Below are 20,411 nucleotides of genomic sequence, written 5' to 3' on the forward strand. Positions count from 1 at the left end.
TTGGGGGGGGTGGGGGGGCGGGGGGGGGGGGGGCCCCCCCCCCCCCCCGGGGGGGGGGGCCCCCCCCCCCCCCCCCCCCGGCCGGTAGAAGTACCGGGCGGTCAGGCCACGTCGTTCCAGACGTAGTCCAGGCGGTTGCGCACCTCGACCACTCCGGACAGTTCGGCGATCAGGCGGGTCACCGGGGCGATGTCGCTGCGGCGCTCCACGCGCCCGACCACCGTCACCACTCCGGCGCGCACCTCCGCGCGGACCCGGTCCGGGCCGAGGTTGAGCTGGTCTCGCAGGACCCGGTCGCGGACTTCGCGCTCGAGGTCGGCGTCGCCGCGGGTGAAGACGCTGATCAGGTCGCGGCGGGACAGCACGCCCACCGGCCTTCCGTTGCGCAGCACGAACAACCGGCGGACGCGGGCGCGCGCGAACCGCGCGGCGGCGGTGGCGAGCGTGTCGTCGGCGTCGATCGTCACAGCGGGGCTCGTCATCAGGTCGCCTGCCGTGCACGCGGTCGCCTTGCGGGCCAGCCGGCGGTCGCGGCGGCGGGGCTTCCGGTCGTCCCACAGGTGGGGCAGCAGGTCGGCCTCCGAGACGACGCCGACGAGCGCGCCGGTCTTGTCGACGACGCCGACCGCGCTGATCCCGTTGCCGGTCAGCAGGGCGGCGATGTCCTTGAACGGCGTCTGCGGGGAGACGGTGATCGGGTCGGCGGTCATCACCGCGGATACCGTGGTCATGGCGGAACTCCCTTGTGGTTCAGGCGTTTTCGGCGCGGACGACCATCACCGGGCAGGCCGCGTGGTGCAGCAGCGCCTGGCTCGTCGAGCCGAGCACGAGGCCGCTGAACCCGCCGCGGCCACGGCTGCCCACGACGAGCAACTGGGCCTCGTGGCTCGCGCCGAGCAGGCGGTCGCGTGGTTTGTCGTGCTCGACCCGGCGCTCGACGACGACGTCCGGGTACTTCTCCTGCCACCCGGCGAGCCGCTGCGCGAGCAGCCGCCTGCCGGAGTCGCGCAGGGATTCGCCCTGGAAAGCGACGTTGCCGTCGCTGAACAGGCCTGCGGTGTCGCCGTCGTGCCACGTGTACACGGCGACGAGCGGGGCGTGGCGGATCGAGGCTTCTTCGAAGGCCCACGCGATCGCGGCCTCGCTGAGCGGGCTGCCGTCGGCGCGCCCGTCCGGCGCGACGATCGGTTCCCGCGTGCGGATCGGGCCGTCGGAGATCCGGCAGAACGCCACCACCGGCGCCCCCGTGCGTTCCGAGCCGAAGCTGGGGAACGCCTGCGCGTGCCGGCCTTCGGTGAAGGCGGCCACCGACAGCAGTTCGGCCGCGGTCACCACGCCCTGACCGCCGCGGCCGTGGATGCGGACCTCGAAGGTGCTCATGCGCTCGCGTACTTCGCGAGGATGTCCTGCAGGGCGGCGACGAACCGCAGGGACTCGTCGTGGTCGCGCTGCCAGACGTTGCGCCCGAAGATCAGCCCGGTCGCCCCGGCCTCCATCGACTCGCGGGCCTTCTCCAGCATCGCGTCGTCACCGGCCCTGCCGCCGCCCGAGACCAGCAGCAGGGTGCGCCCGGCCGACCGCACGACCGCGTCGATCGCGCGCTGGCTGGTCATTTCCTGGGCGTAGACCCCGGGGACGTTGTCGATCTTCGCCGGGTGCGGGAAGTTGACCTTGACCACGTCGGCGCCGAGCTCGGACGCCGTGCGCGCGGCGTAGTCGACGGCGTAGAACGAGTCGCGCCCGCCCTTCGCTTCGATGGCCGAACCGCGGGGGTAGGCCCAGACGATGAGCGGCATGCCGAGGCGGTGCGCGTCGTCCCGGACCCGGCGCAGCTGCGCGAAGTCCTGTTCCTGCGCCGGAGTCCCGACGTAGAGCGTGTAGCCGACGGCGTCCGCGCCCAGGCGCACCGCGTCCTCGACACTGCCGTGCAGCGGCGACAACGCTTCGGCGTCGGAGGGAATCTCCGTCTTGCCGTTGAGTTTCAGCACCAGCGGCACCTCGCCGGCGTAGTCCCAGTAGAACTTCTCGGCCAGCCCGATCTGGAGCACGACCCCGTTGAAGCCGCCCTCCAGCGCGAGCTTGAGGACGTACTTGGGATCGCCTGCGGCCGGGTTGGCGAAGAAGTCGCGGGGCCCGTGCTCCAGGCCCTGGTCGTAGGGCAGGAAGAACGCGGTGCCGTTGCGCAGGCCGTGCTGGTGCAGGATGCGGTGCAGCCGCGCCTTCTTGCCGGTGTTCAGCCCGAGCTCGGCCAGCGGGGGACGGTGCGTCATGACGGCCTCCGAGTCGCTGATGCGTGGTGCGCCCAGCAAATCGCGGCGCCCGGGCCACCACCGCTGGCGAACGCCACCGGCACCGGGGCCCTCGGTCACCGGCGGGTGGGACCATCGGCTCTCCCCCGCGCGCCCGCCGCCGGTGACACTTCGCCGAATGAAGGTCGACGAACTGCTCGCGAAGGCGAAGGACGGGCTGGAGACCAAGCTGGTCTACGGCGAGCCGTACGAGGTCGACGGGGTGACGGTGATCGTCGCGTCGTCCGTCGGCACGGGCGGCGGTGGCGGGGACGGCCGCGACGAAAACGGCCGCTCCGGCGAAGGCGGCGGGTTCGGGCTGTCGGCGAAACCGGTCGGGGCCTACGTCATCAAGGACGGCGAACTCCGCTGGGAACCGGCGATCGACGTCAACCGCCTCCTGGCGACCCTCGGCGCGATCGCCGTCGCGGCGCTCTTCGTGGCGACGCGGCTGGCGAAGTTCAAGTACCACGCGCAGCACGGGCGGAGGATTCCGTGGATCGCACGCGAGGACGGCCCACGCCGCGTCCGGGGTTCGTCGCAGAAACCCGGGACGACTGCGCCGTCGGATCGGCGGCGCGGACCAGGGGCGCGGCCCGCCGGATGGCCCGGTGACTTCCGTCCTGCCGGCCGGTGACGTCCTCCTCTAAGCCTTCGCTTGGCACGAGCCGAGAGTTTCCTCGTCAGCGAGAAGCCCGAGACCGGGGGACGACCAGTGGGCGCAGCGGAACTGCACGCGTTGGGCCCCGGCAGCTGCCGGGCGCTGCTGGCTTCCGTGCCGCTCGGCAGGCTCGGTTTCGTCCGCGAGGGGCGGCCGGCGATCCGGCCGGTCAACTTCACCGTCGCCGGCGACGTGATCTGGCTGCGGGCGGGCCGCGGCTCCTGGGCCGACCGGCTCGACGGGCAGCCGGTCACCTTCGAAGCCGACGCCTACGACGCGGCCGGGCACACCGGCTGGAGCGTGATCGTGACCGGGGTCGCCACCCTGACCACCGACGTCGAAACGGTGGTCGCGCAGCTCGGCGCCGGGCTGCGGTCCTGGGCTCCGCCGCCGCGGGACCGGCTGCTGAGGATCAGCGTCGACCGGATCGAGGGGCGGCGGCTCACCCCCGGCCCGGCACCTGACGCCGCCGGAACGGGATCGCCATGACGAGACAGTCCCTTCGCCACCGCGGCGCCCTCGCAGGTGTCGTGACGGCCTCGGCCCTGCTGCTGACGGCCTGCGTCCCGGGCGGGAACACCTTCGCCGCCACGACCGCCGGGCCGGGCTTCTGGCTCGGGCTGTGGCACGGGTTCATCTGCCCGATCACCTTCCTGGTCTCGTTGTTCAACGAGCACGTCGGCGTCTACGAGGTGCACAACGACGGCCACTGGTACGACTTCGGTTTCGTGCTCGGCATCGTCATCGCCGCGAGCGTCTTCCACAGCCCGACCTACGCCCGGCGCAGGCGGTAGTCCCGCTGCGCGGGCATGATGGCGGCCATGCCGCACCACGTCCTGCTCGCCGACGACGACCGCGCCATCCGCGAATCGCTCGTGCGGGCCCTCGACCTCGAGGGCTACCTCGTCACCGAGGTCACCGACGGGGTCAGCGCACTGGCCACCGCCCGGCGCGAAGACTTCGACGTGCTGATCCTCGACGTCATGATGCCCGGCGTCGACGGCCTCGGCGTGTGCCGCGTGCTGCGCGCCGAGGGCGACCCCACCCCGATCCTGATGCTGACCGCCCGGGTCGAGACGCCCGATCGGGTGGCCGGGCTGGACGCCGGCGCCGACGACTACCTGCCCAAGCCGTTCGAGCTCGACGAGCTCCTCGCGCGGCTGCGGGCCCTGCTGCGCCGCACGTCGGCCGAGCCGGAAGCGCGGCGCCCGCTGCGCCTCGGCGAACTCGCCGTCGACCCGGCGGCACGGCGCGTGTGGTGGCAGGGCACCGAAATCACGTTGTCGAAGACCGAGTTCGACCTGCTGGAGCTGCTCGTCCGCAATGCCGGGATCGTCCTCGACCGCGCCACGATCTACCAGCGCATCTGGGGCTACGAGTTCGGCGCGGACTCGAAGAACCTGGCCGTCTACATCGGCTACCTGCGGCGCAAGCTCGAGCAGGCCGGGGCCACCGAGCTGATCCACACCGTGCGCGGCGTGGGCTATTCTTCGCGGCCGGCATGAACCTGCGCAGCAAGCTCGCGATCGCGTTCGCCGGGGTCGGCGCGGCGGCGGCGATCCTCGTCGGCGTGCTGAGCTACCAGGCCGCGTCGGAGCGGATCAACGCCGAGCTCGACCGGTCGCTGCTCACGACGTCGGCGGAGGTCGCGGCCGGGGCGACGCAGGTGCTCGCCCCGAGCCCGGTGACCCGCGGCCCGGACGACGACGACCACGACGAAGCCCAGCCGATGGTGGCGCAGTCCCTCGCCGCGGACGGGACCGTCCGCCCGATCGGGGGCCGCCCGGTCCGCCTGCCCGTCGACGACGAGGACCGGGCCCTCGCCGCCGGCGGCACCCTCGGCCCCCACCGCTACTGGAACTACACCTCCGGCCGGGACGACTACCGCGCGATCACGGTGGCCCTGGGCCCCGGGCGCGGCGCCGTCCAGCTCGGCATCGACGTCGACGAGTCCCGGAACGTGCTGAGCGGCCTCGCCACCCGCATCACCGGCGTCAGCGCGCTCGTCCTGGTCGTCGCGGCCCTGGCCGGCTGGCTGCTGGCCCGGCAGATCACCCGGCGGCTGGTCCGGCTCACCGACGTCACCGAGCAGGTCAGCGAAGGCCGCCTCGACGACGTCGCCGTGCCCACCGGCGGCCGCGACGAGGTCGGCCGGCTGGCGACGTCGTTCGACCGGATGCTCGGCCGCCTCGCCGACGCCCGCGCCGACCAGGAACGCCTGGTCCAGGACGCCGCCCACGAGCTGCGGACCCCGCTGACGAGCCTGCGCACGAACGCCAGCGTGCTGCGCCGGTTCGCCGAGCTCGGGCCCGAGGCCCGCGGCCGCCTGCTCGACGACGTGGACGGCGAGACCCGCGAGCTGACCCACCTGGTCGACGAGCTCGTCGAACTGGCCACCCGCCGCTACGAGGCCGACGAGCCGACGCCGGTCGGGCTGGGCGAGCTCGTCGAGCGTGCCGCCGACCGCGTCCGGCGCCGGTCCGGGCGCACCATCACGGTCACCTCCGACGCGTCGGTGGTGACCGGCCAGGCGAAAGCGCTGGACCGCGCGGTGGCGAACCTGCTGGAAAACGCCGTGAAGTTCGCCCCGGACGGCCCGATCGAGGTCGACGTCCGCGACGGCCGGGTCCAGGTGCTGGACCGCGGCCCCGGCATCGGCGACGAGGACGCGGTCCGGGTGTTCGACCGCTTCCACCGCGCGGACGGCGCGCGCGGGCTGCCCGGTTCGGGACTGGGGCTGGCCATCGTGCGCGACATCGCCCTGGCGCACGGTGGGGCGGTGTTCGCCGAGCCACGCCCGGGCGGTGGCGCTGTGGTCGGGTTCACCGTCGGCGCCGATCAGCTCTTACCGGTTTCTCACCCTGGTCACGTCGACGGCTAACCGGGCTCCGGGAGGGTGGAGCGAGAAGATCACTCCGAGGAGCCCGCCGATGTCCACCGCCTTCGCCACCCGCCGCGTGGCTCCCCCCGCGGTCCGCGCCTGGTGGCGGGACGCCGCGGGCCTGACGGCCTGGCTGAGCGTGCTGTTCGTGGTCGCCCTCTGGGTGTCCGGGCGCGGCCTGCAGGACCTCGGCACCGACTTCTTCACCTCGACGGGACGACTGACCGGGTTGCTGTCGGCCGACCTGCTGCTGCTGCAGCTGCTGCTCATGGCACGGATCCCCTGGGTGGAGCGCAGCTACGGGCAGGACGACCTGGCCCGCCGGCACCGGCTGGTGGGGTTCACCTCGATCACCCTGCTCGGCGCCCACATCGTGCTCATCACCCTCGGCTACGCGGCGACCGACCGCTCCGGCGTCCTCGGCGAGCTCTGGCTGCTGGTGACGACCTACCCGGGCATGCTCCTGGCGGCCGCCGGGACCGCCGCGCTGGGCCTGGTCGCGGCGACGTCGGTGCGCGCGGCGAGGCGGCGGCTGCGCTACGAGTCGTGGCACCTGCTGCACCTCTACGCCTACCTCGGCGCCGGGCTCGCGTTGCCGCACCAGCTGTGGACCGGTGCGGACTTCACCGCTTCGCCGGTGGCCACGGCCTTCTGGTGGACCGCGTACGCCACGGCGGCGGGTGCGGTGCTCGTGTTCCGCGCCGGGCTGCCGGTGTGGCTCAACCTGCGGCACCGGCTGGTCGTCGAGCAGGTCGTGCGCGAGGGCCGCGGAGTCGTCTCGGTGTACCTGCGGGGCCGGGACCTCGGCCGGCTGCCCGTGACGGCGGGCCAGTTCTTCGTCTGGCGGTTCGTGTCCGGGCCGGGCTGGACGCGCGGCAAGCCGTTCTCCCTCTCGGCCGCCCCGGACGGGCACCGGCTGCGGATCACGGCGAAGGACCTCGGCCCCGGCAGCCGCCGGCTCGCCACGTTGCGGCCGGGCACGCGGGCGCTGTTCGAAGGCCCGTACGGCCGGCTGACCGGAACCGTCCGAAAAGGACGGAAGGTCGCGCTGTTCGCCTCCGGGATCGGGGTCACGCCCCTGCGCGCCCTGCTCGACGAACTCCCGTACCGGCCCGGGGAAGCGGTGCTGTTCCAGCGCGCCGGCCGCCCGGCGGACCTGCTGTTCCGGCGCGAGCTCGAGGACCTGGCCGCCCGGCGCGGGGTGCGGATCCACTACCTGCTCGGCCGGCGCTCGCGCGACCGCGCGTCGTGGCTGCCCGCCGGCTACGCCCCGGTGCCCGACGACGTCGTGCTGCGCCACCTCGTGCCCGACATCGCCGACCACGACGTCTACGTCTGCGGCCCCGACGCCTGGACCGGCGCCGTGCTCGACGCCGCGCGCCGCGCCGGCGTCCCCGCCGACCGCGTCCACGCCGAGCGGTTCGCCTGGTAGGAAAGGACTTCCCGATGCGCAGGATCGCCATCGCCGTCGCCGCGACGGTCTCGGTCGTCGTGCTGCTGTTCAGCTACCGCACCAGCACCGACCAGACCCCGGTCGCCGCCGGCCGCCCGCAGGCGACCCACGCCGCGACTCCCCCGGCCCCGGCTTCGCCCGGTGCCACCACGCCCGGTGCCACCACGAGCGGGGGCGGGACGTTCACCGGCGACGCCGCGGACACCCGCTACGGGCCGGTCCAGGTGCGGATCACCGTCGCCGGCGGCCGGATCACCGACGCGCAGGCCGTCCAGTACCCGCAGGAAAGCGGCCGCGACGTCCGGATCAACTCCGACGCCGTCCCCGAGCTCAACCAGGAGACGCTGCAGGCCCAGAGCGCGCAGATCGACACCGTCAGCGGCGCCACCTACACCTCCGAGGGCTACCAGCAGTCCCTGCAGTCGGCGCTCGACCAGGCCCACCGGTGACCGCGCTCCCCTGACCTGCACTCCGGCCGGAAGACGGAGGATTACGCAACGGCGGAGACGCTCCCCCGCCACCCGGGTCCCGGGCCGGCGCTCCGGATTCGGATTCCGTGCCGGCGGCCGCTCCGCGTTCGACGACGACGTCCGGCGGCAACGGGCCGTGCCCTGGTCACAGGGTCGTCCGGCGCCTACGATCGGGGTTCGGCGACGCACGCCCCCGCAGGCGTCGCCCGGCCGAAAGCCGGTGTCACACACCCCAGAAACGGGAGACAGCGATGCCGCACTCTCCCCAGCTGCGCCTCGCTTGCACGCCGCAGAAGTCCGTGTGCGTCCACTGTGGACAGAAGATCCCCGTCGGCGCGCTGCGCATGGCCGTGGTGCCCGATTCGTCGATGGTCGACTTCGGCGACCCGAGCCGGCACGGGCAGCGGGTGGTCTCGGCGTGCAGCGACGAGCACCTCTCGGCCCTGATCGACCGGGCGCGCGAGGCGTGGGTGGCCGAAGAATGGTGGTTCGGCCTGCTGTGGGCGGCGAGCAGCCGCCCCGACATGCGGGACGCTCCGCTGTCCCGGGTGGGTGAGCGGGCCCGCCTCTCGGCGCGCCAGGTCGACGCCGCGGTCGCCTGGAACGCCCACCGCACCGAGTCGCGCGGCTACCTCCCCGGTGGCCAGTTCCTGGTGCCGCGGCGACGAGGACCCGCGACCGGCAACCGGCGCTGACCGGGAGGGCGGCCGCGCTCACGGCGCCTGCTCGGCTTGCGGGTTCCGGCGCGGTCTTCGGTCGGTGCGTGCTCGCCGTCACCGGCCTCGGGGAACGGCGGGAGACCCGTACCGGACTCAGGGTGCGCCGGTGTCGGACTGCACCGCGCGGACGGCGAGGGTCCGCTGCCCGGGCATCTCCTGGGCACAGGCCCGGGCGCCGGGCTGGGGCAGCAGCACGGCCTGGGTGTCGCCGGGCGGGTACACGCGCAGGCCCGTCACCGGAGTGGGATCGCACTCGGCCGGGTCGTAGTTGTCGGCGTTGACCTCGTCGACCCAGGCCGACGCCGACTGTCCCTGCTGCAGGACCACCCGCGGCACCGGACCGGGATCGCGGATCGCGGCCGCACCGACCTGGTGTTCGTCGCTGCCGGCGAAGTAGGAGACCCCCGGGTAGCCGGTGATGCCGCAGGCGTTTCCCGTGTTGGTGAACAGGACCGGGACGTAGAAGTGACCGGCGGCGCCCTCACCTTGCCCGAGGCTGACGCGCAGCGCGGCCGTCGTGCACCGGGTGAGCGCGGACGCGGCCGGCACCGTGGTGGTCCGTGACATCGATAGCGGCGCCGGGGGCGGCGTCACCTCGCTCGTCGTGCCGGGCGGCGCCGCGGTGCTCGCGGAGTCACCGCAGGCGACGGTGACCAAGACGATGCCGACGGCCGCGACCGCCCGGCTCGTGCCGAATGCAGACATGTCCACCCCTGTTCCGTCCGTCCGGGCCGTACTCCGGTGTCCGACCGTGGCAGCCGGGTGCGGTGGCGGGAAGAGGCGAAGGTGTACGAGGGCCGGGTCCGAAGTCATCACCCTTCGGCGCGGTGGGGGTTCGTCCAGCGGGCTCCTCGTGCCCCGGCCAGGAGATTTCGCCCTGGCTCGCCGTTTCGAGGATCTGCGGCGGTGGTGGTCAGAACTCGCGGACGGACTCCACCACGAAGCCGGAGAGCACGAGACGCGCTGAGCAGCGGCTGTGCCCGGCCGCCGTGGCGGGGGCTCGGCGGACCACCACCTCGAACCGGCGGTGGCCTGCCTTGACCTGCACCGTGCGGACGTCGCCCTGGCTGTCCTCCGAGACCGCCAGCACCGCGTCCAGGCCGCGCAGGCCGGTGCGGGTGCGGACCTCGATCTCGGCGTACTGGGACCACGGGCTCTCCGCCGACGTGCGGCCGCGCAGGTGCTCCAACCGGACGTTGCCGCTGAGGGCTTCCTTCGCGACCAGCTCGGCTTCGGTCACCGCCAGGCTGCCGTGGAGGTAGCCGTCCGGGACGGTCAGCAGGTTGCCCGCCCAGCGGTCGCCGCCGACGTGGCTGACCTCCCACACCTGGCCCGGGTGGTTCTGGGCCAGCGCGGTCACCAGCGGGCGGCCGAAGACCGCGCAGCACATGTCCTTGCTGCCGTGGGTGCAGACGAGGAAGAGCGGGCCGTCGACGGGCTCGCCGTGGCCGCGGCGTCCGGCGGCGACGGCCTCCAGGTCGAGGGCGGCCAGCTCGCCGAGGTCGGCGACGTCGAGGCGTTCGAGCCAGTGGTGCCCCGGCCGTCCGCTGGCGAGGTAGACCGTGCGGGGAGCGCCGGGGACGCGCACGTGCCGCCCGGGCCGGCGGATCAGCAGCGGCCGCAGGCCGGCGTCGCGGACGGCCTCGATGCCCGCGGGGAACGCTTCGGCCAGCACGGTTTCGAGGGCGTCCGGCGCCCAGGACCCGGGCTGCTCGACGAGCAGCCAGGACGTCATGCGGGCGGCGGTCCCGGCGGGCTCGCCACCGAGCTCGCGGGTGAGGGCGGCGCACCCCGGCGCCGCGTTCGGTCCGGGTGCGCAGAGCGCCGCCTCAGCCATGGGGCTCGACTTAGGCATGCCTAAGCGTACCCGAATCCGCGCGCGTTAACCCCGCCGATGTGACCGGCTTACCGCCACCCCTCACCCGAAGGAGCGATGAACCCCCACGGACCGGGCAATTCAGGCCCGCGCCACCAGCCCCTGGGTGACCAGCTCACCCAGCAGCGCCCGCACGGTCGCCCGGTCGACGCCCGCCGCGGCGTCGGCCAGCACCTTGAACGGCTGCGGACCGCCCGTGAGCAGGGCGGCGAGGATCGGCCGCGCGGCCGCCGCGAAGACCAGGCGGTGCCCGGCCGCCACCAGGGCGACCGTGCCTTCGCCGTCGACCAGCGCCGCCCGCGGGGCGAGCAGCCGGACGTCGAAGTCGTCGTCCGGGGGCAGCAGCTCGGCCGTCGCCGCCCAGGGCAGGCCGATCCGGGTCTGGGCCGGGGCCTGGGCGTCGCGGTCGGCCAGGAACCGGTCGACGAGGTCGCCCTCGACCAGCTCGGCGAGCCGGCGACGCAGGGCCTCGGCCCGTTCGGCGCGCGCCTCGGGCGGGCCGAACCGCGGCAGGTCCTCGCGAAACAGCTCGTCGGCGCGCACCTGGTCGGCGAGCCACGCGACGAGGTCGACCCCGGTGGCGGCGTTGAACCCGATGGTCAGGTGCAGGGACTCCTCGCCGACCGCCGACACGTCGTGCCAGTGGCCGCGCGGCAGGTAGAGGACGTCGCCGTCCTCGAGCAGGAAGTCTTCGCGGGGCTCGCCTTCGGGGCGTTCGGGCAGCTCGAGGTCGCGCTGCAGCGGCGCGCGCCGCGTGACGCCGTGCAGGCGCCAGCGCTTGCGCCCGGAGAGCTGGATGATGAACGCGTCGTGGTCGTCCCAGTGCACGTCGAAGCCGTGGGTGGTGCCCCAGCCGGCGTACAGGTTGACCTGGATCCGTTCGCGCAGGTCGTGTTCGAGCCGGGTCGCCAGCTCGCCGACGCCGTCGATCATCTCGTTGACCGAGTCGACCACGAGCGTCGCGCCGGAGCGCAGGTGCTCGGCGAAGGGCGCCGGCAGCACGCGCGGCACCAGGCCGTTGCGGCGCGTCGACACCATCTCGGTGTAGGTGTGCGCGGGGACGACGTCGCCGTCGAGCGCCAGGCGCAGCCTCGGGAACTCCAGCCGGTGCTGCCGGATGACCCGGTCCAGCTCCGGCCACGGGAGCAGGGCCGCGAACCGCCCCGCCTCACCCGGGAAGCGCCGCGGCGACTTCCCCAGAACGTCGGCGAAGAACTGGCCGACCTCGAGGGGTGCCACGAGGTCGGCCAGTCCGGGAATCTCCGTCACGGAGCGGGGCGACGACTAGTCGTTGCCGTCGTTGTCCGCGACCGCGCCGTTCGCCTTGCCCCGGTCGACGGGGGCCGGCAGCGCTTCGACGCTGAGCAGCAGGCCGCTGGCCGTAGTGCCGGCTTCGGTGTGTTCTTGACCCATCCGGACCTCACTTGTGTCGGCTACTGGGCCACCCACGCTACGTGAGACCGCGACGAAGGTCATCAGGCATTGGAGTAGTTCTGGCCGACCAGGTGACCGGCGGCCAGGAGGCTGCGGGCGGTGTCGGCGATGGTGTCTTCGACCGGGCGCGGCCGCCAGCCGAGCACGGTCCGCGCCTTGTCGGTGCGGATCACCGGCACCCGGCCCAGGCGGGCCGCCGCGTCCCGCAGGGCGGGGTCGGTCTCGGCGGCGGCCCGCACCTCCTCCGCGGTCAGCTCCCGGGTGGGCAGCCCGCTCCCGCCGACCCGCTCGGCCAGGATCCGGGCCAGGCCGAGGAAGCTGATCGACTCGCCGGCCGCGGCGAGAAACCGCTCCCCCGCGGCCCGGGGGTGGGTCATCGCCCGGACGTGCAGGTCGGCGACGTCCCGGACGTCGGCCACCCCGAAGTACAGCGGCGGCACCGCGGGCATCGCGCCGTCGAGCATCGCCCGCACCAGCCCGACCGACGAGGACAGCCGCCCGCCCAGGACCGGGCCGAAGATGCCGGCCGGGTTGAGCACCGCCAGCTCCGGCCCGCCCGCCGAGCGCACCTGGTCCCACGCGGCGCGTTCGGCGATGACCTTCGACCGGACGTAGGCGGTGTTGGGGTCGTCGACGTCGGTCCAGTCGGCTTCGGTGTACTCCTCGCGCGGCGTGGCGCTGTAGCCGACCGCGGCGAACGACGACGTCAGCACGACCCGCCGGACCCCGGCTTCGCGTGCCGCGGCCAGCACGCGGACGGCGCCGTCGCGGGCCGGGCGGATCACCTCGTCGTCGGTTCCGGGTGAAGTGGGCGGGAACGGGGAGGCGACGTGGAGTACGTAGTCCACGCCTTCGGTCGCGGCGGCCCAGCCGTCGTCGGCGCCGAGGTCCGCGACCACCACTTCGAGGTCGCCGGGACCGGCGGCGGCCCGGACGTCGGCCGCGCGGGCGGGATCGCGCACGGTGGTGCGGACGCGGTGGCCGTCGGCCAGCAGCCGCGCGACGGTGTGGCCACCCAGGTAGCCGGTGCCCCCGGTGACCAGGACGAGCGAAGTCATTTCAGTCCTTTGTGGATCGTCAGAATCGGTCGACGACGGCCAGGAGCCGCGGGACGAGCCGCTGCGCCGCGTCGGCGTCGCCGCGGTCCCGGGCGGCCCAGAGCCGGGCCTTCAGCCGCAGGTACTCCAGCCGCAGCCGCAGCCGCTCGATTTCGGCCTCGAGCCGGTCGGCGTGCCGGTCGAGCAGCCGAGCGCATCGAGGACGTCCATCGCCGCGGCGTCGTACCGCCGGTGCCCGCTGCTCGGATCACGCGGCACCGGGCCGACGAGCCCGATCTGCTCGTAGTAGCGCAGGGTCGGCTCACTCAGCCCGCTGCGCCGCGACGCCTCGAGGATCGTCAGCCACACCTGCTCGCCCGCAACTCCTGCCGCCATGACGACAGCATGCAGAACTTCAAGCACTTGAAGTCAAGAGGACGCCCCACCCGAAGGGGTGATCACGGACGCCGGCGCCTGACGAAGACCACCACACCCGCGAGCACCGGCACCACACCGAGCAGCCACCACGGCCGAGGTGCCGACGGCGCCGGTGGCGGACCGGCGAGCTGAGGTTGCTTGTCCGCGTACCGGTCGTGGACCTGACGCTGGTACTCGCCGAGCGGCACCAGCGCACCCACCGGGTTCTGCGGCAGGCTCGCCCGCAGCAGCCGGACGCCGTCGGGGCCCAGCTCGTACCAGCCGTTGATCTGGGGCTCGTTCAGCAGGACCGTGCCCGGGTGCAGGCCGGCCGCCAGGCGGGCTTCGTCGTCACCGGAGAGGGCGCTGCCGACGTGCCAGCCCGACTCCGGGTGGCCCGGGACGGCCGGGGTCGCCTGGAGGGTCGTCGTGCGGCCGTCGGCCGTGCGGGTCACCACCGCGACGTACGCCAGGACCGCCGCCGGTGCCGGCGTCTCGCCGCGGACGAATGCCGGGTCGAGGGTGTACGCCGGGATTCCCGTGTCGGCCACGGAAATCCCGGCGGGCTCGGGCTGACCAGGCCGGCGCAGGTTCGTCCGGGCGTAGCCGACCGCCTCGGGCGTGTGGGCGGCCGCGACCGCCGCCGAGAGCTGGCTCGCCGTCGGGGGGACCCACGCCGGGCCGAGCAGCAGCGCGGCCAGGACGGACACCACGAACCTGGTCATCCCACGTCACCGCCCGGCGATGCCGACGACGGTGTCGCCCCACGTGAACTCGCTGTTCCGCAGGTAGTCGTTGTAGGACTGGGTGCGGTAGCGCTGGTACGTCGGCCACGGGTCGCCGACGTTCATCGACTGGTTGGCCGCGTCGTAGCCGTAGATCACCTCGGCGTGCCCGCCGCCGGCGGTCCAGTAGATGCCCGTCAGCGCCGGGTTGCCGGCGTCGATCTGCTGGCGGATCGTCGCGAACGACACCGCGCCGCCGGCGCTCTGGCCGGAGAAACCGGTGCCGTGGAAGCCGTTGACGATTTCGTCGATCTGCGCCGCCTCGTTCGGGCAGTAGCCGGGGCTGGTGCCCTTTCCGGCCGCGCAGAACTCTTCCTGCGACGTCGACGCGCCGTGGAACTGTTCGATGCTCGCGCCGTCGGCGGCCCAGCACCATTCGTCGTTCTGCTGGACCTGCTGGCTGTAGTCGAGGCTGACCGCGGCGGTCGCGGCCTGGGCCGCCGCGCCGAGCTTGAAGTGGCTGTTGTCGGCCAGCGGGTGGGTCAGGACCAGGCCGTTCGGCACCGGCGCCGGGGTGGCCGCGGCCGCCTGCGGGGCGAGGGCGAGCGTGGCCGCGGCGCCGCACGCCAGCAGCAGTCCCAACCGTTTTCTGTCGAGTGCGATCACCATGGATTTCTCCTTCACGACGGGGAATGGGAATCCACACTCTGCGCCGGAAGGGAAATCTCCAACAACCTACGAACGGCGGCGAAGGCCGGTGTTATGGCAGATGCTATGGCCGGATCAGCCGCAGGGTCGACGCGGACGCCGACGCGTTCACCATTTTTTCGACGGTCGCGGCACCGAAGTGCCCGTATTTGCCGCGATAGGCGGCGTCGACGGCCTCCCGCGACGCCACGCCGACGTCCTCGACCGCGACGTCGGCATCAAGCCCTTCGACGCGGACCCGGGCCCGGCGGCTGCGCAGCACCTGGCCGAACCAGCCGCTGTCGCGCCGGAACCAGGTCCGGACGTACACGTGCGGACCGACGCGCACGACCCAGACCGGCACCGCCTGCCGCAGCGAGCCGTCACCTCGCCGGGCGGCGATCTCCAGCTCCAAGGCCGTTTCGAACCGGTCGAGCTCGGTCGGGGACCACGGGGTCACTGCTCCTCCTCGAGTGTCCCGAGGACCGTAAAACCTCAGCCAAGGTCGAGGTCAAGCCGTCGCTGTTGCCCCAGCAAGCGCTCCGGGACGTCGACCACCCGGCTGCGGAGGAATTCGCCGAGTCCCTTGGCCTGCGGGTCGGGCCGGGTCGCCGAAGCCACGCCTTCGCCCAGCAGGCCGACCACCACGAAGTTGAGCGCACGCAGGTTGGGCAGCTCGAACCGGCGGATCTCGAGCGTCGCCGCTTCCGGCAGCAGCTCCCGCAGCCGGGTCTCGTCCAGGTAGCCGCGCAGCCACGCGTATTCCGCGTCCGTGCGGGTCCAGAACCCGATGTTCGCGTTGCCGCCCTTGTCCCCCGAGCGGGCTCCCGCGACGTCACCGAGCGGCGCCCGCCGGGTCGGTCCGGAGCCGGCGTCAGGTGCCCGGGTGGGCGCGGGACAAGCAGGCGGCGGCCCGGCGGGCGGGTGCGGGATCACCCGGCGGGTCCCGTCCGGCAGGGTGACGCGGTGCTCGACCTCGGCCGCCGGGACCAGGGTCGGCCAGTAGACGCCGAACGCGCTCTCCGCCGACGGGGGCGTCGTCGTGTGGAAGCCCGGGTAGCCGCCCAGGGCCAGCTCCATCGTCGTGTTCGAGAAGCGGCGGCCGACCTTGGCCCGGTCCGGGTCCTTCACCGTGATCCGCAGGTGCGCGGTCGCTTCGGCGTTCACCGGCGCGTCGGGGTGGTCGAACCGCAGCAGCTCGACGACGACCTCGGCGTACTCCTCGCCCAGCAGCTCGAACAGCTGCTGCTCGGCCCACGCCGCCTTCTCCTCGATGCGGGTGCCGGTGAGCACCAGCGTCATCGTGTTGCGGTAGCCGCCGTCGTGGTTGAGCGCCACCTTGAGCCGGTCGCCCGGCGCACTCCCCCGGGTGCCGCTGATCCGCACGCGGTCGGGGCCGTCCTGCTCGAGGCGCAGGGTGTCGAAGTGCGCGATCGCGTCCGGGCCCGCGTACGCCGGTTCGGCGATCTCGTACAGCAGCTGCGCGGTGACCGTGCCGGGCGAGACCAGGCCGCCGGTGTCCGCGTGCTTCGTGATGACGCACGCGCCGTCCGCCTCGACCTCGGCGATCGGGAAGCCCGGGTACCGGCGGTCGGTGACCTCTTCGAAGAACGCGTAGTTGCCGCCGGTGGCCTGCGGTCCGCACTCGATCACGTGGCCCGCCGCCATCGCGCCGGCGAGCGCGTCGAAGTCCGTGGGCGTCCAGCCGTGCCACCACGCCGCCGGGCCGACCACCAGCGACGCGTCGGTCACCCGGCCGGTCACGACGACGTCGGCGTCTTCCGCCAGGGCCGCGGCGATGCCCCAGCCGCCGAGATAAGCGTTGGCGGTCAACGGTTTCACCGCGGCGTCGGCGAGCGCGCGGCCGGTGTCGAGGTGGGTCAGGGAATGCCCCGCGGCCTGCAGCTCGGCCAGGCGGTCGACGATGTCGTCGCCGTCGACGCAGGCGATTCGCGGGTGGAGGCCCAGTCGCCGGGCCAGCGCGGTGATCTCGGCCGCCAGACCGGGCGGGTTCAGGCCGCCGGCGTTGGCGACGATCCGGATGCCGCGGTCCAGGCAGGTGCCGAGCACGTGCTCGAGCTGGGTCAGGAACGTCTTCGCGTAACCGAGCGCGGGGTCCTTCCGCCGGGCCTTCCACAGGATCAGCATGGTCAGCTCGGCGAGGTAGTCGCCGGTGAGGACGTCGATCGGGCCGCCCTCGACCATTTCGCGGGCTGCCGCGAGCCGGTCGCCGTAGAAGCCGGAGCAGTTCGCGATCCGGACCGGGCGGCTCATCGGGGTCCCCGCCCCGGCGCCCCGGCGAAGGCCTGCGCGATGCCGAGCCACTCCCGGGCGACGGGCCCCCGCACGACCAGGCCGGTCTCGTCGACGTGACGGCGTTGGGTGACGGTCAGGCAGAAGTCCAGGGCTGGGCCTTCGACGCGGTCTTCGGCGTCTTCGGAACCCCACGTCCACCGCGCGCCCGAGGGCGCGGTCAGCTCGACCCGGATCGGCGTGGCAGGCGCGGGACGGCCGTGCAGCCCGAAGCTGAACGCCGTCGTGGCCACGCCGAGGTGGGCGATGTGCCGCAGCCGGTCGGTCGGCGTCCGCACGACGCCCACGGTGTCGGCGATGTCCTGGCCGTGCGCCCAGGTCTCCATGATCCGCGCGGTCACCGACGACGCCACGCTCATGTCCGGCCCGTACCACGGCAGCCGGGCCCGCGGATCGCGGCCGCGGAACGCCGTCACGAGCCCCGCCCGCGCCCGGGCGAACCACGCCCGGGTTTCCGCGGCGGTCAGGCGCGCGTTCGCCGCCGCGACGCGGTCGGGGAAGTCCATCCCGTCGGACATGAGCGCCGCCGCCTCGCGGCGGAAGGTCCCGGGATCGGTGAGCGCGTGGGTGGCGGCCTCGTCGAAGAACGCCAGGTGGGTGACCTGGTCGCGGATGTCCCAGCCGGCCGCGGGGGTGGGCCGGGCGATCCCGGCGTCGTCGAGCGGCGCGATCATCGCCGCCACGTCGGCGGTCTCCGCGAGCAGGTCGTCGAGCAGGCTGTCGAGCGAGACGGGCATCTCAGCGTCCTTCCCAGACCGGCGGGCGCTTCTCCCGGAACGCCGCCGGGCCCTCCTGGGCGTCGCTGGAGCGGTACACGGGCGCCCAGATCTCTTCGGCGCGGTCGTAGACGCCGGGACAGGACAGGTAGGCCGTGCGCTTCGCCGCCCGGACGGACAGCGGCGCGTTGGCGGCGATCCGCTCGGCGAGCTGCTGTGCCCGTTCCCGCAGCCGCGCGAGCGGGACGACGTCGTTGACCAGTCCCACCTCCCGGGCGCGCCCGGCGTCGAGCGGGTCGCCGGTGAGCAGGATCTCCAGGGCGACGCGTGGCGGGACGAGCCACGACAGCGGGGCCGCCCACGGCGCGCCGCGGCCGACCTTCACCTCGGTCACGGCGAACCGGGCGTGCTCGGCGGCCACCACCAGATCGCACTGCTGGGCCAGCAGGAACCCGCCCGCGTAGGCGACGCCGTTGACGGCGGCGATCGTCGGCTTCGGCACGTCGATGTTCCGGCCGAACTGCGGCAGGAAGTCCGGCGGCGGGATCTCCAGCGCGGTTTCGGCCATCTCCTTGAGGTCGCCGCCCGCGCAGAAGGCCTTGTCGCCGGTGCCGGTCAGCACGAGGACGGCGGCGGAGTCGTCGGCGACGAACCGGCGCGTGCCGTCCCACAGGCCGGCTCTGACCTCTTCGGACAGGGCGTTGCGGGCTTCGGGCCGGTCGATGGTCAGCCAGGCGACGCCATCGCGGACGTCGTAGCGGACGGGGCTCATGCGGGCTCCTCGACGACCGCGAGGACCTGGCCGGTGTCGACCTGGTCGCCCTGCGCCACGCGCAGCTCGGCGAGCACGCCGTCGATCGGGGCGGTGACCGTGTGCTCCATCTTCATCGCCTCCAGCACGACGAGCGGTTGCCCGGCGGTGACCGTGCTCCCGGCTTCGGCCAGCACGCGGACGACGGCGCCGGGCATGGCCGCGAGCAGCGATCCCGCGGCCGTGGCGGCGTCCGGGTCGGCGAACCGCGGGATTTCGGCCAGGGTCACCGAGCCGTCCGGACCATCCACATAGGACACACCGTCGCGCGTGTGGACGGTGTAGCCGCGGGCGATGCCGTCGATCTCCAGCTCGACGACGTCGGGCGACGCGGACACCAGCCGCACGCGTCCGCCGAGCGGCGTGCCGTTGACCGTGAGCCGCAGCCCGGACCGGCGGAGCGTGTACGCGACGTCCAGAGTCTCGCCGCCGCACGTGTACCCGGCTCGCTGCGGCAGCCCGCCGACGTTGCGCCAGCCGGAGGGCATCACGGGCACGACTCGCGCCCGCTGCCGGTTGCCGGCCTGCCGGGCCAGCGCCGCCGCGGCGGCGTGGCGCGCTCCCCCGCCCGCCGGGGCGCCCAGTTCGGCGGGGTCGTGCCGGTCGAGGTAGCCGGTGTCGGTGCGGCCGGCCAGGAACTCGGCCTCGCCGAGGATCCCGGCGAGCAGGTCCCGGTTGGTCGTGACGCCGTGGAGTTCGGCGTGGCGCAACGCGCGGGCGAGCGTCCGCGCGGCTTCGCGGCGGGTGCGCCCGTGCGCGATCACCTTGGCCAGCATCGGGTCGTAGTGCGGGCCGACGACCGAGCCGTCGACGACCCCGGAGTCGACGCGGACGCCCCGCAGGGCCGGGACGCGGAACCGGTGCAGGGTCCCGGTGGCGGGCAGGAACCCGGCCGGGACGTCCTCGGCGTAGAGCCGGACTTCGATGGCGTGGCCGTCGATCCGGGCCCCGGTGACCTCGGGCGGCAGCGGCTCGCCCTCGGCGACGCGCAGCTGCTGCTCGACCAGGTCCAGGCCGGTGACGAGCTCGGTGACCGGGTGCTCGACCTGCAGCCGCGTGTTGACCTCCAGGAAGAAGAACCGGCCGTCGCGGTCGAGCACGAACTCGACGGTGCCGGCGCCGGTGTACCCGATGGCTTTCCCGGCGGCGACCGCGGCGGCGCCGAGTTCGGCCCGCAGCTCGTCGTCCACGGCCGGGGACGGGCACTCCTCGACGATCTTCTGGTACCGCCGCTGGATCGAGCATTCGCGCTCGAAGAGGTGGACCACTTCGCCGTGGGTGTCGCCGAGGATCTGCACCTCGACGTGCCGGGGGTCGACGACGAACCGTTCCAGGAACACCGTCCCGTCGCCGAACGCGGACGCCGCCTCGCGACGGGCGCCTTCGACCGCGTCGCGCAGGCCGGCCGCGTCGTGGACCACGCGCATGCCGCGGCCCCCGCCGCCGAACGCGGCCTTGACCAGGACCGGAAAGCCGATCCCGGCGGCCACCGCGGCCAGGTCGGTGCCGTCGGTGACCGTGGCGCCGGGCAGCACCGGGACGCCCGCCGCCGCCATCAGCGCCTTGGCCTCGATCTTCGAGCCCATCGAGGCGATGGCCTCGGGCGACGGCCCGACGAACGTCAGCCCGGCGTCGGCGCACGCGCGGGCGAACCCGGCGTTCTCCGACAGGAAGCCGTACCCGGGGTGGACGGCGTCCGCGCCGGTCGCCAGCGCCGCCGCGACAACGAGGTCACCACGCAGGTAGGTGTCGGCGGGCGCGGCTCCCGGCAGCCGGACGGCCTCGTCGGCGAGCCGGGTGAACGGCGCTCCGGCGTCGGCGTCCGAATACACCGCGACCGTCGAGACGCCGAGGTCGTGCGCGGTGCGCATGACCCGGGCGGCGATCTCCCCGCGGTTGGCGACGAGCAGTTTCGCGATCATC

General features: G+C 73.9%; 24 protein-coding genes. 8 read left to right on the forward strand and 16 right to left on the reverse strand.

From position 1 onward, the window contains the following. Positions 1–101 precede the first annotated feature (101 nt). The 3 genes from ACWEN0_RS39760 to ACWEN0_RS39770 are packed head-to-tail and all read right to left on the reverse strand — an operon-like array spanning position 102 to position 2,270. Positions 102–731: a CBS domain-containing protein gene (locus tag ACWEN0_RS39760; RefSeq protein WP_451985381.1), complete on the reverse strand. Its 630-nt coding sequence runs from the start codon at positions 729–731 to the stop codon at positions 102–104. A gap of 19 nt (positions 732–750) precedes the next feature. Next, on the reverse strand, positions 751–1,380 hold the full coding sequence (locus ACWEN0_RS39765; RefSeq protein ID WP_451985383.1) for a universal stress protein: 630 nt from the start codon (positions 1,378–1,380) through the stop codon (positions 751–753). Beyond that, on the reverse strand, positions 1,377–2,270 hold the full coding sequence (locus ACWEN0_RS39770) for a class I fructose-bisphosphate aldolase (protein WP_451985385.1): 894 nt from the start codon (positions 2,268–2,270) through the stop codon (positions 1,377–1,379). The genes ACWEN0_RS39765 and ACWEN0_RS39770 overlap by 4 nt, the downstream gene beginning before the upstream one ends. Before the next feature lie 157 nt (positions 2,271–2,427). Between ACWEN0_RS39770 and ACWEN0_RS39775 the strand changes: the two genes are divergently transcribed. The 8 genes from ACWEN0_RS39775 to ACWEN0_RS39810 all read left to right on the forward strand — a co-directional run bounded on the left by ACWEN0_RS39775 (position 2,428) and on the right by ACWEN0_RS39810 (position 8,448). Beyond that, positions 2,428–2,925 (forward strand): spore germination protein GerW family protein, encoded by a 498-nt coding sequence (locus ACWEN0_RS39775; RefSeq protein WP_451985387.1) that lies wholly within the window; start codon positions 2,428–2,430, stop codon positions 2,923–2,925. A gap of 78 nt (positions 2,926–3,003) precedes the next feature. Further along, complete coding sequence (locus ACWEN0_RS39780; protein WP_451985389.1) at positions 3,004–3,438, forward strand: pyridoxamine 5'-phosphate oxidase family protein; 435 nt, start codon at positions 3,004–3,006, stop codon at positions 3,436–3,438. Next, positions 3,435–3,743, forward strand: coding sequence for a hypothetical protein (locus tag ACWEN0_RS39785; RefSeq protein WP_451985391.1), 309 nt, complete (start codon positions 3,435–3,437; stop codon positions 3,741–3,743). The genes ACWEN0_RS39780 and ACWEN0_RS39785 overlap by 4 nt, the downstream gene beginning before the upstream one ends. 18 nt (positions 3,744–3,761) lie before the next feature. Further along, the gene (locus tag ACWEN0_RS39790) at positions 3,762–4,454 is read left to right on the forward strand and encodes a response regulator transcription factor (protein ID WP_451985698.1); all 693 of its coding nucleotides are present in this window, start codon (positions 3,762–3,764) and stop codon (positions 4,452–4,454) included. Continuing rightward, positions 4,451–5,830, forward strand: coding sequence for an ATP-binding protein (locus ACWEN0_RS39795; protein ID WP_451985393.1), 1,380 nt, complete (start codon positions 4,451–4,453; stop codon positions 5,828–5,830). The genes ACWEN0_RS39790 and ACWEN0_RS39795 overlap by 4 nt, the downstream gene beginning before the upstream one ends. Positions 5,831–5,879: 49 nt before the next feature. Further along, positions 5,880–7,262 carry a ferredoxin reductase family protein gene (locus tag ACWEN0_RS39800; protein WP_451985395.1) on the forward strand — a complete coding sequence of 461 codons (1,383 nt, stop codon included), beginning with the start codon at positions 5,880–5,882 and terminating at the stop codon, positions 7,260–7,262. A gap of 14 nt (positions 7,263–7,276) precedes the next feature. Then, positions 7,277–7,732, forward strand: a complete 456-nt coding sequence (locus ACWEN0_RS39805) for an FMN-binding protein (RefSeq protein WP_451985397.1) — start codon at positions 7,277–7,279, stop codon at positions 7,730–7,732. A 272-nt stretch (positions 7,733–8,004) separates the two neighbouring features. Continuing rightward, positions 8,005–8,448 carry a hypothetical protein gene (locus tag ACWEN0_RS39810; RefSeq protein ID WP_451985399.1) on the forward strand — a complete coding sequence of 148 codons (444 nt, stop codon included), beginning with the start codon at positions 8,005–8,007 and terminating at the stop codon, positions 8,446–8,448. A 117-nt stretch (positions 8,449–8,565) separates the two neighbouring features. On the opposite strand, the gene ACWEN0_RS39815 is transcribed toward ACWEN0_RS39810, so the two are convergent. The 13 genes from ACWEN0_RS39815 to ACWEN0_RS39875 form a co-directional block, all read right to left on the reverse strand. Then, on the reverse strand, positions 8,566–9,177 hold the full coding sequence (locus ACWEN0_RS39815) for a DUF4232 domain-containing protein (protein ID WP_451985401.1): 612 nt from the start codon (positions 9,175–9,177) through the stop codon (positions 8,566–8,568). Positions 9,178–9,385: 208 nt separating this feature from the next. Further along, complete coding sequence (locus ACWEN0_RS39820; protein ID WP_451985403.1) at positions 9,386–10,309, reverse strand: sucrase ferredoxin; 924 nt, start codon at positions 10,307–10,309, stop codon at positions 9,386–9,388. A 120-nt stretch (positions 10,310–10,429) separates the two neighbouring features. Next, the gene (locus ACWEN0_RS39825; protein ID WP_451985405.1) at positions 10,430–11,617 is read right to left on the reverse strand and encodes a cupin domain-containing protein; all 1,188 of its coding nucleotides are present in this window, start codon (positions 11,615–11,617) and stop codon (positions 10,430–10,432) included. Positions 11,618–11,632: 15 nt separating this feature from the next. After that, the gene (locus ACWEN0_RS39830; RefSeq protein WP_451985407.1) at positions 11,633–11,761 is read right to left on the reverse strand and encodes a hypothetical protein; all 129 of its coding nucleotides are present in this window, start codon (positions 11,759–11,761) and stop codon (positions 11,633–11,635) included. A gap of 62 nt (positions 11,762–11,823) precedes the next feature. After that, on the reverse strand, positions 11,824–12,840 hold the full coding sequence (locus ACWEN0_RS39835) for an NAD-dependent epimerase/dehydratase family protein (protein WP_451985409.1): 1,017 nt from the start codon (positions 12,838–12,840) through the stop codon (positions 11,824–11,826). A gap of 111 nt (positions 12,841–12,951) precedes the next feature. Beyond that, positions 12,952–13,215 (reverse strand): MerR family DNA-binding transcriptional regulator, encoded by a 264-nt coding sequence (locus ACWEN0_RS39840; protein WP_451985411.1) that lies wholly within the window; start codon positions 13,213–13,215, stop codon positions 12,952–12,954. Between the two features lie 62 nt (positions 13,216–13,277). Beyond that, positions 13,278–13,961 carry a hypothetical protein gene (locus ACWEN0_RS39845; RefSeq protein ID WP_451985413.1) on the reverse strand — a complete coding sequence of 228 codons (684 nt, stop codon included), beginning with the start codon at positions 13,959–13,961 and terminating at the stop codon, positions 13,278–13,280. Positions 13,962–13,967: 6 nt separating this feature from the next. Then, positions 13,968–14,630 (reverse strand): papain-like cysteine protease family protein, encoded by a 663-nt coding sequence (locus ACWEN0_RS39850; RefSeq protein WP_451985415.1) that lies wholly within the window; start codon positions 14,628–14,630, stop codon positions 13,968–13,970. Between the two features lie 103 nt (positions 14,631–14,733). Then, positions 14,734–15,108, reverse strand: a complete 375-nt coding sequence (locus ACWEN0_RS39855) for a DUF2255 family protein (RefSeq protein WP_451985417.1) — start codon at positions 15,106–15,108, stop codon at positions 14,734–14,736. Positions 15,109–15,143: 35 nt separating this feature from the next. After that, positions 15,144–16,922, reverse strand: coding sequence for an acyclic terpene utilization AtuA family protein (locus ACWEN0_RS39860; protein ID WP_451985419.1), 1,779 nt, complete (start codon positions 16,920–16,922; stop codon positions 15,144–15,146). Beyond that, the gene (locus ACWEN0_RS39865; RefSeq protein ID WP_451985421.1) at positions 16,919–17,698 is read right to left on the reverse strand and encodes a TIGR03084 family metal-binding protein; all 780 of its coding nucleotides are present in this window, start codon (positions 17,696–17,698) and stop codon (positions 16,919–16,921) included. Before ACWEN0_RS39865 ends, ACWEN0_RS39860 begins: the two co-directional genes overlap by 4 nt. Position 17,699: 1 nt before the next feature. Beyond that, on the reverse strand, positions 17,700–18,449 hold the full coding sequence (locus tag ACWEN0_RS39870; protein WP_451985423.1) for an enoyl-CoA hydratase/isomerase family protein: 750 nt from the start codon (positions 18,447–18,449) through the stop codon (positions 17,700–17,702). Continuing rightward, positions 18,446–20,410 carry an acetyl/propionyl/methylcrotonyl-CoA carboxylase subunit alpha gene (locus ACWEN0_RS39875; RefSeq protein WP_451985425.1) on the reverse strand — a complete coding sequence of 655 codons (1,965 nt, stop codon included), beginning with the start codon at positions 20,408–20,410 and terminating at the stop codon, positions 18,446–18,448. Before ACWEN0_RS39875 ends, ACWEN0_RS39870 begins: the two co-directional genes overlap by 4 nt. Position 20,411 lies beyond the last annotated feature (1 nt).

The sequence above is a fragment of the Amycolatopsis sp. NPDC004378 genome, assembly GCF_053602455.1.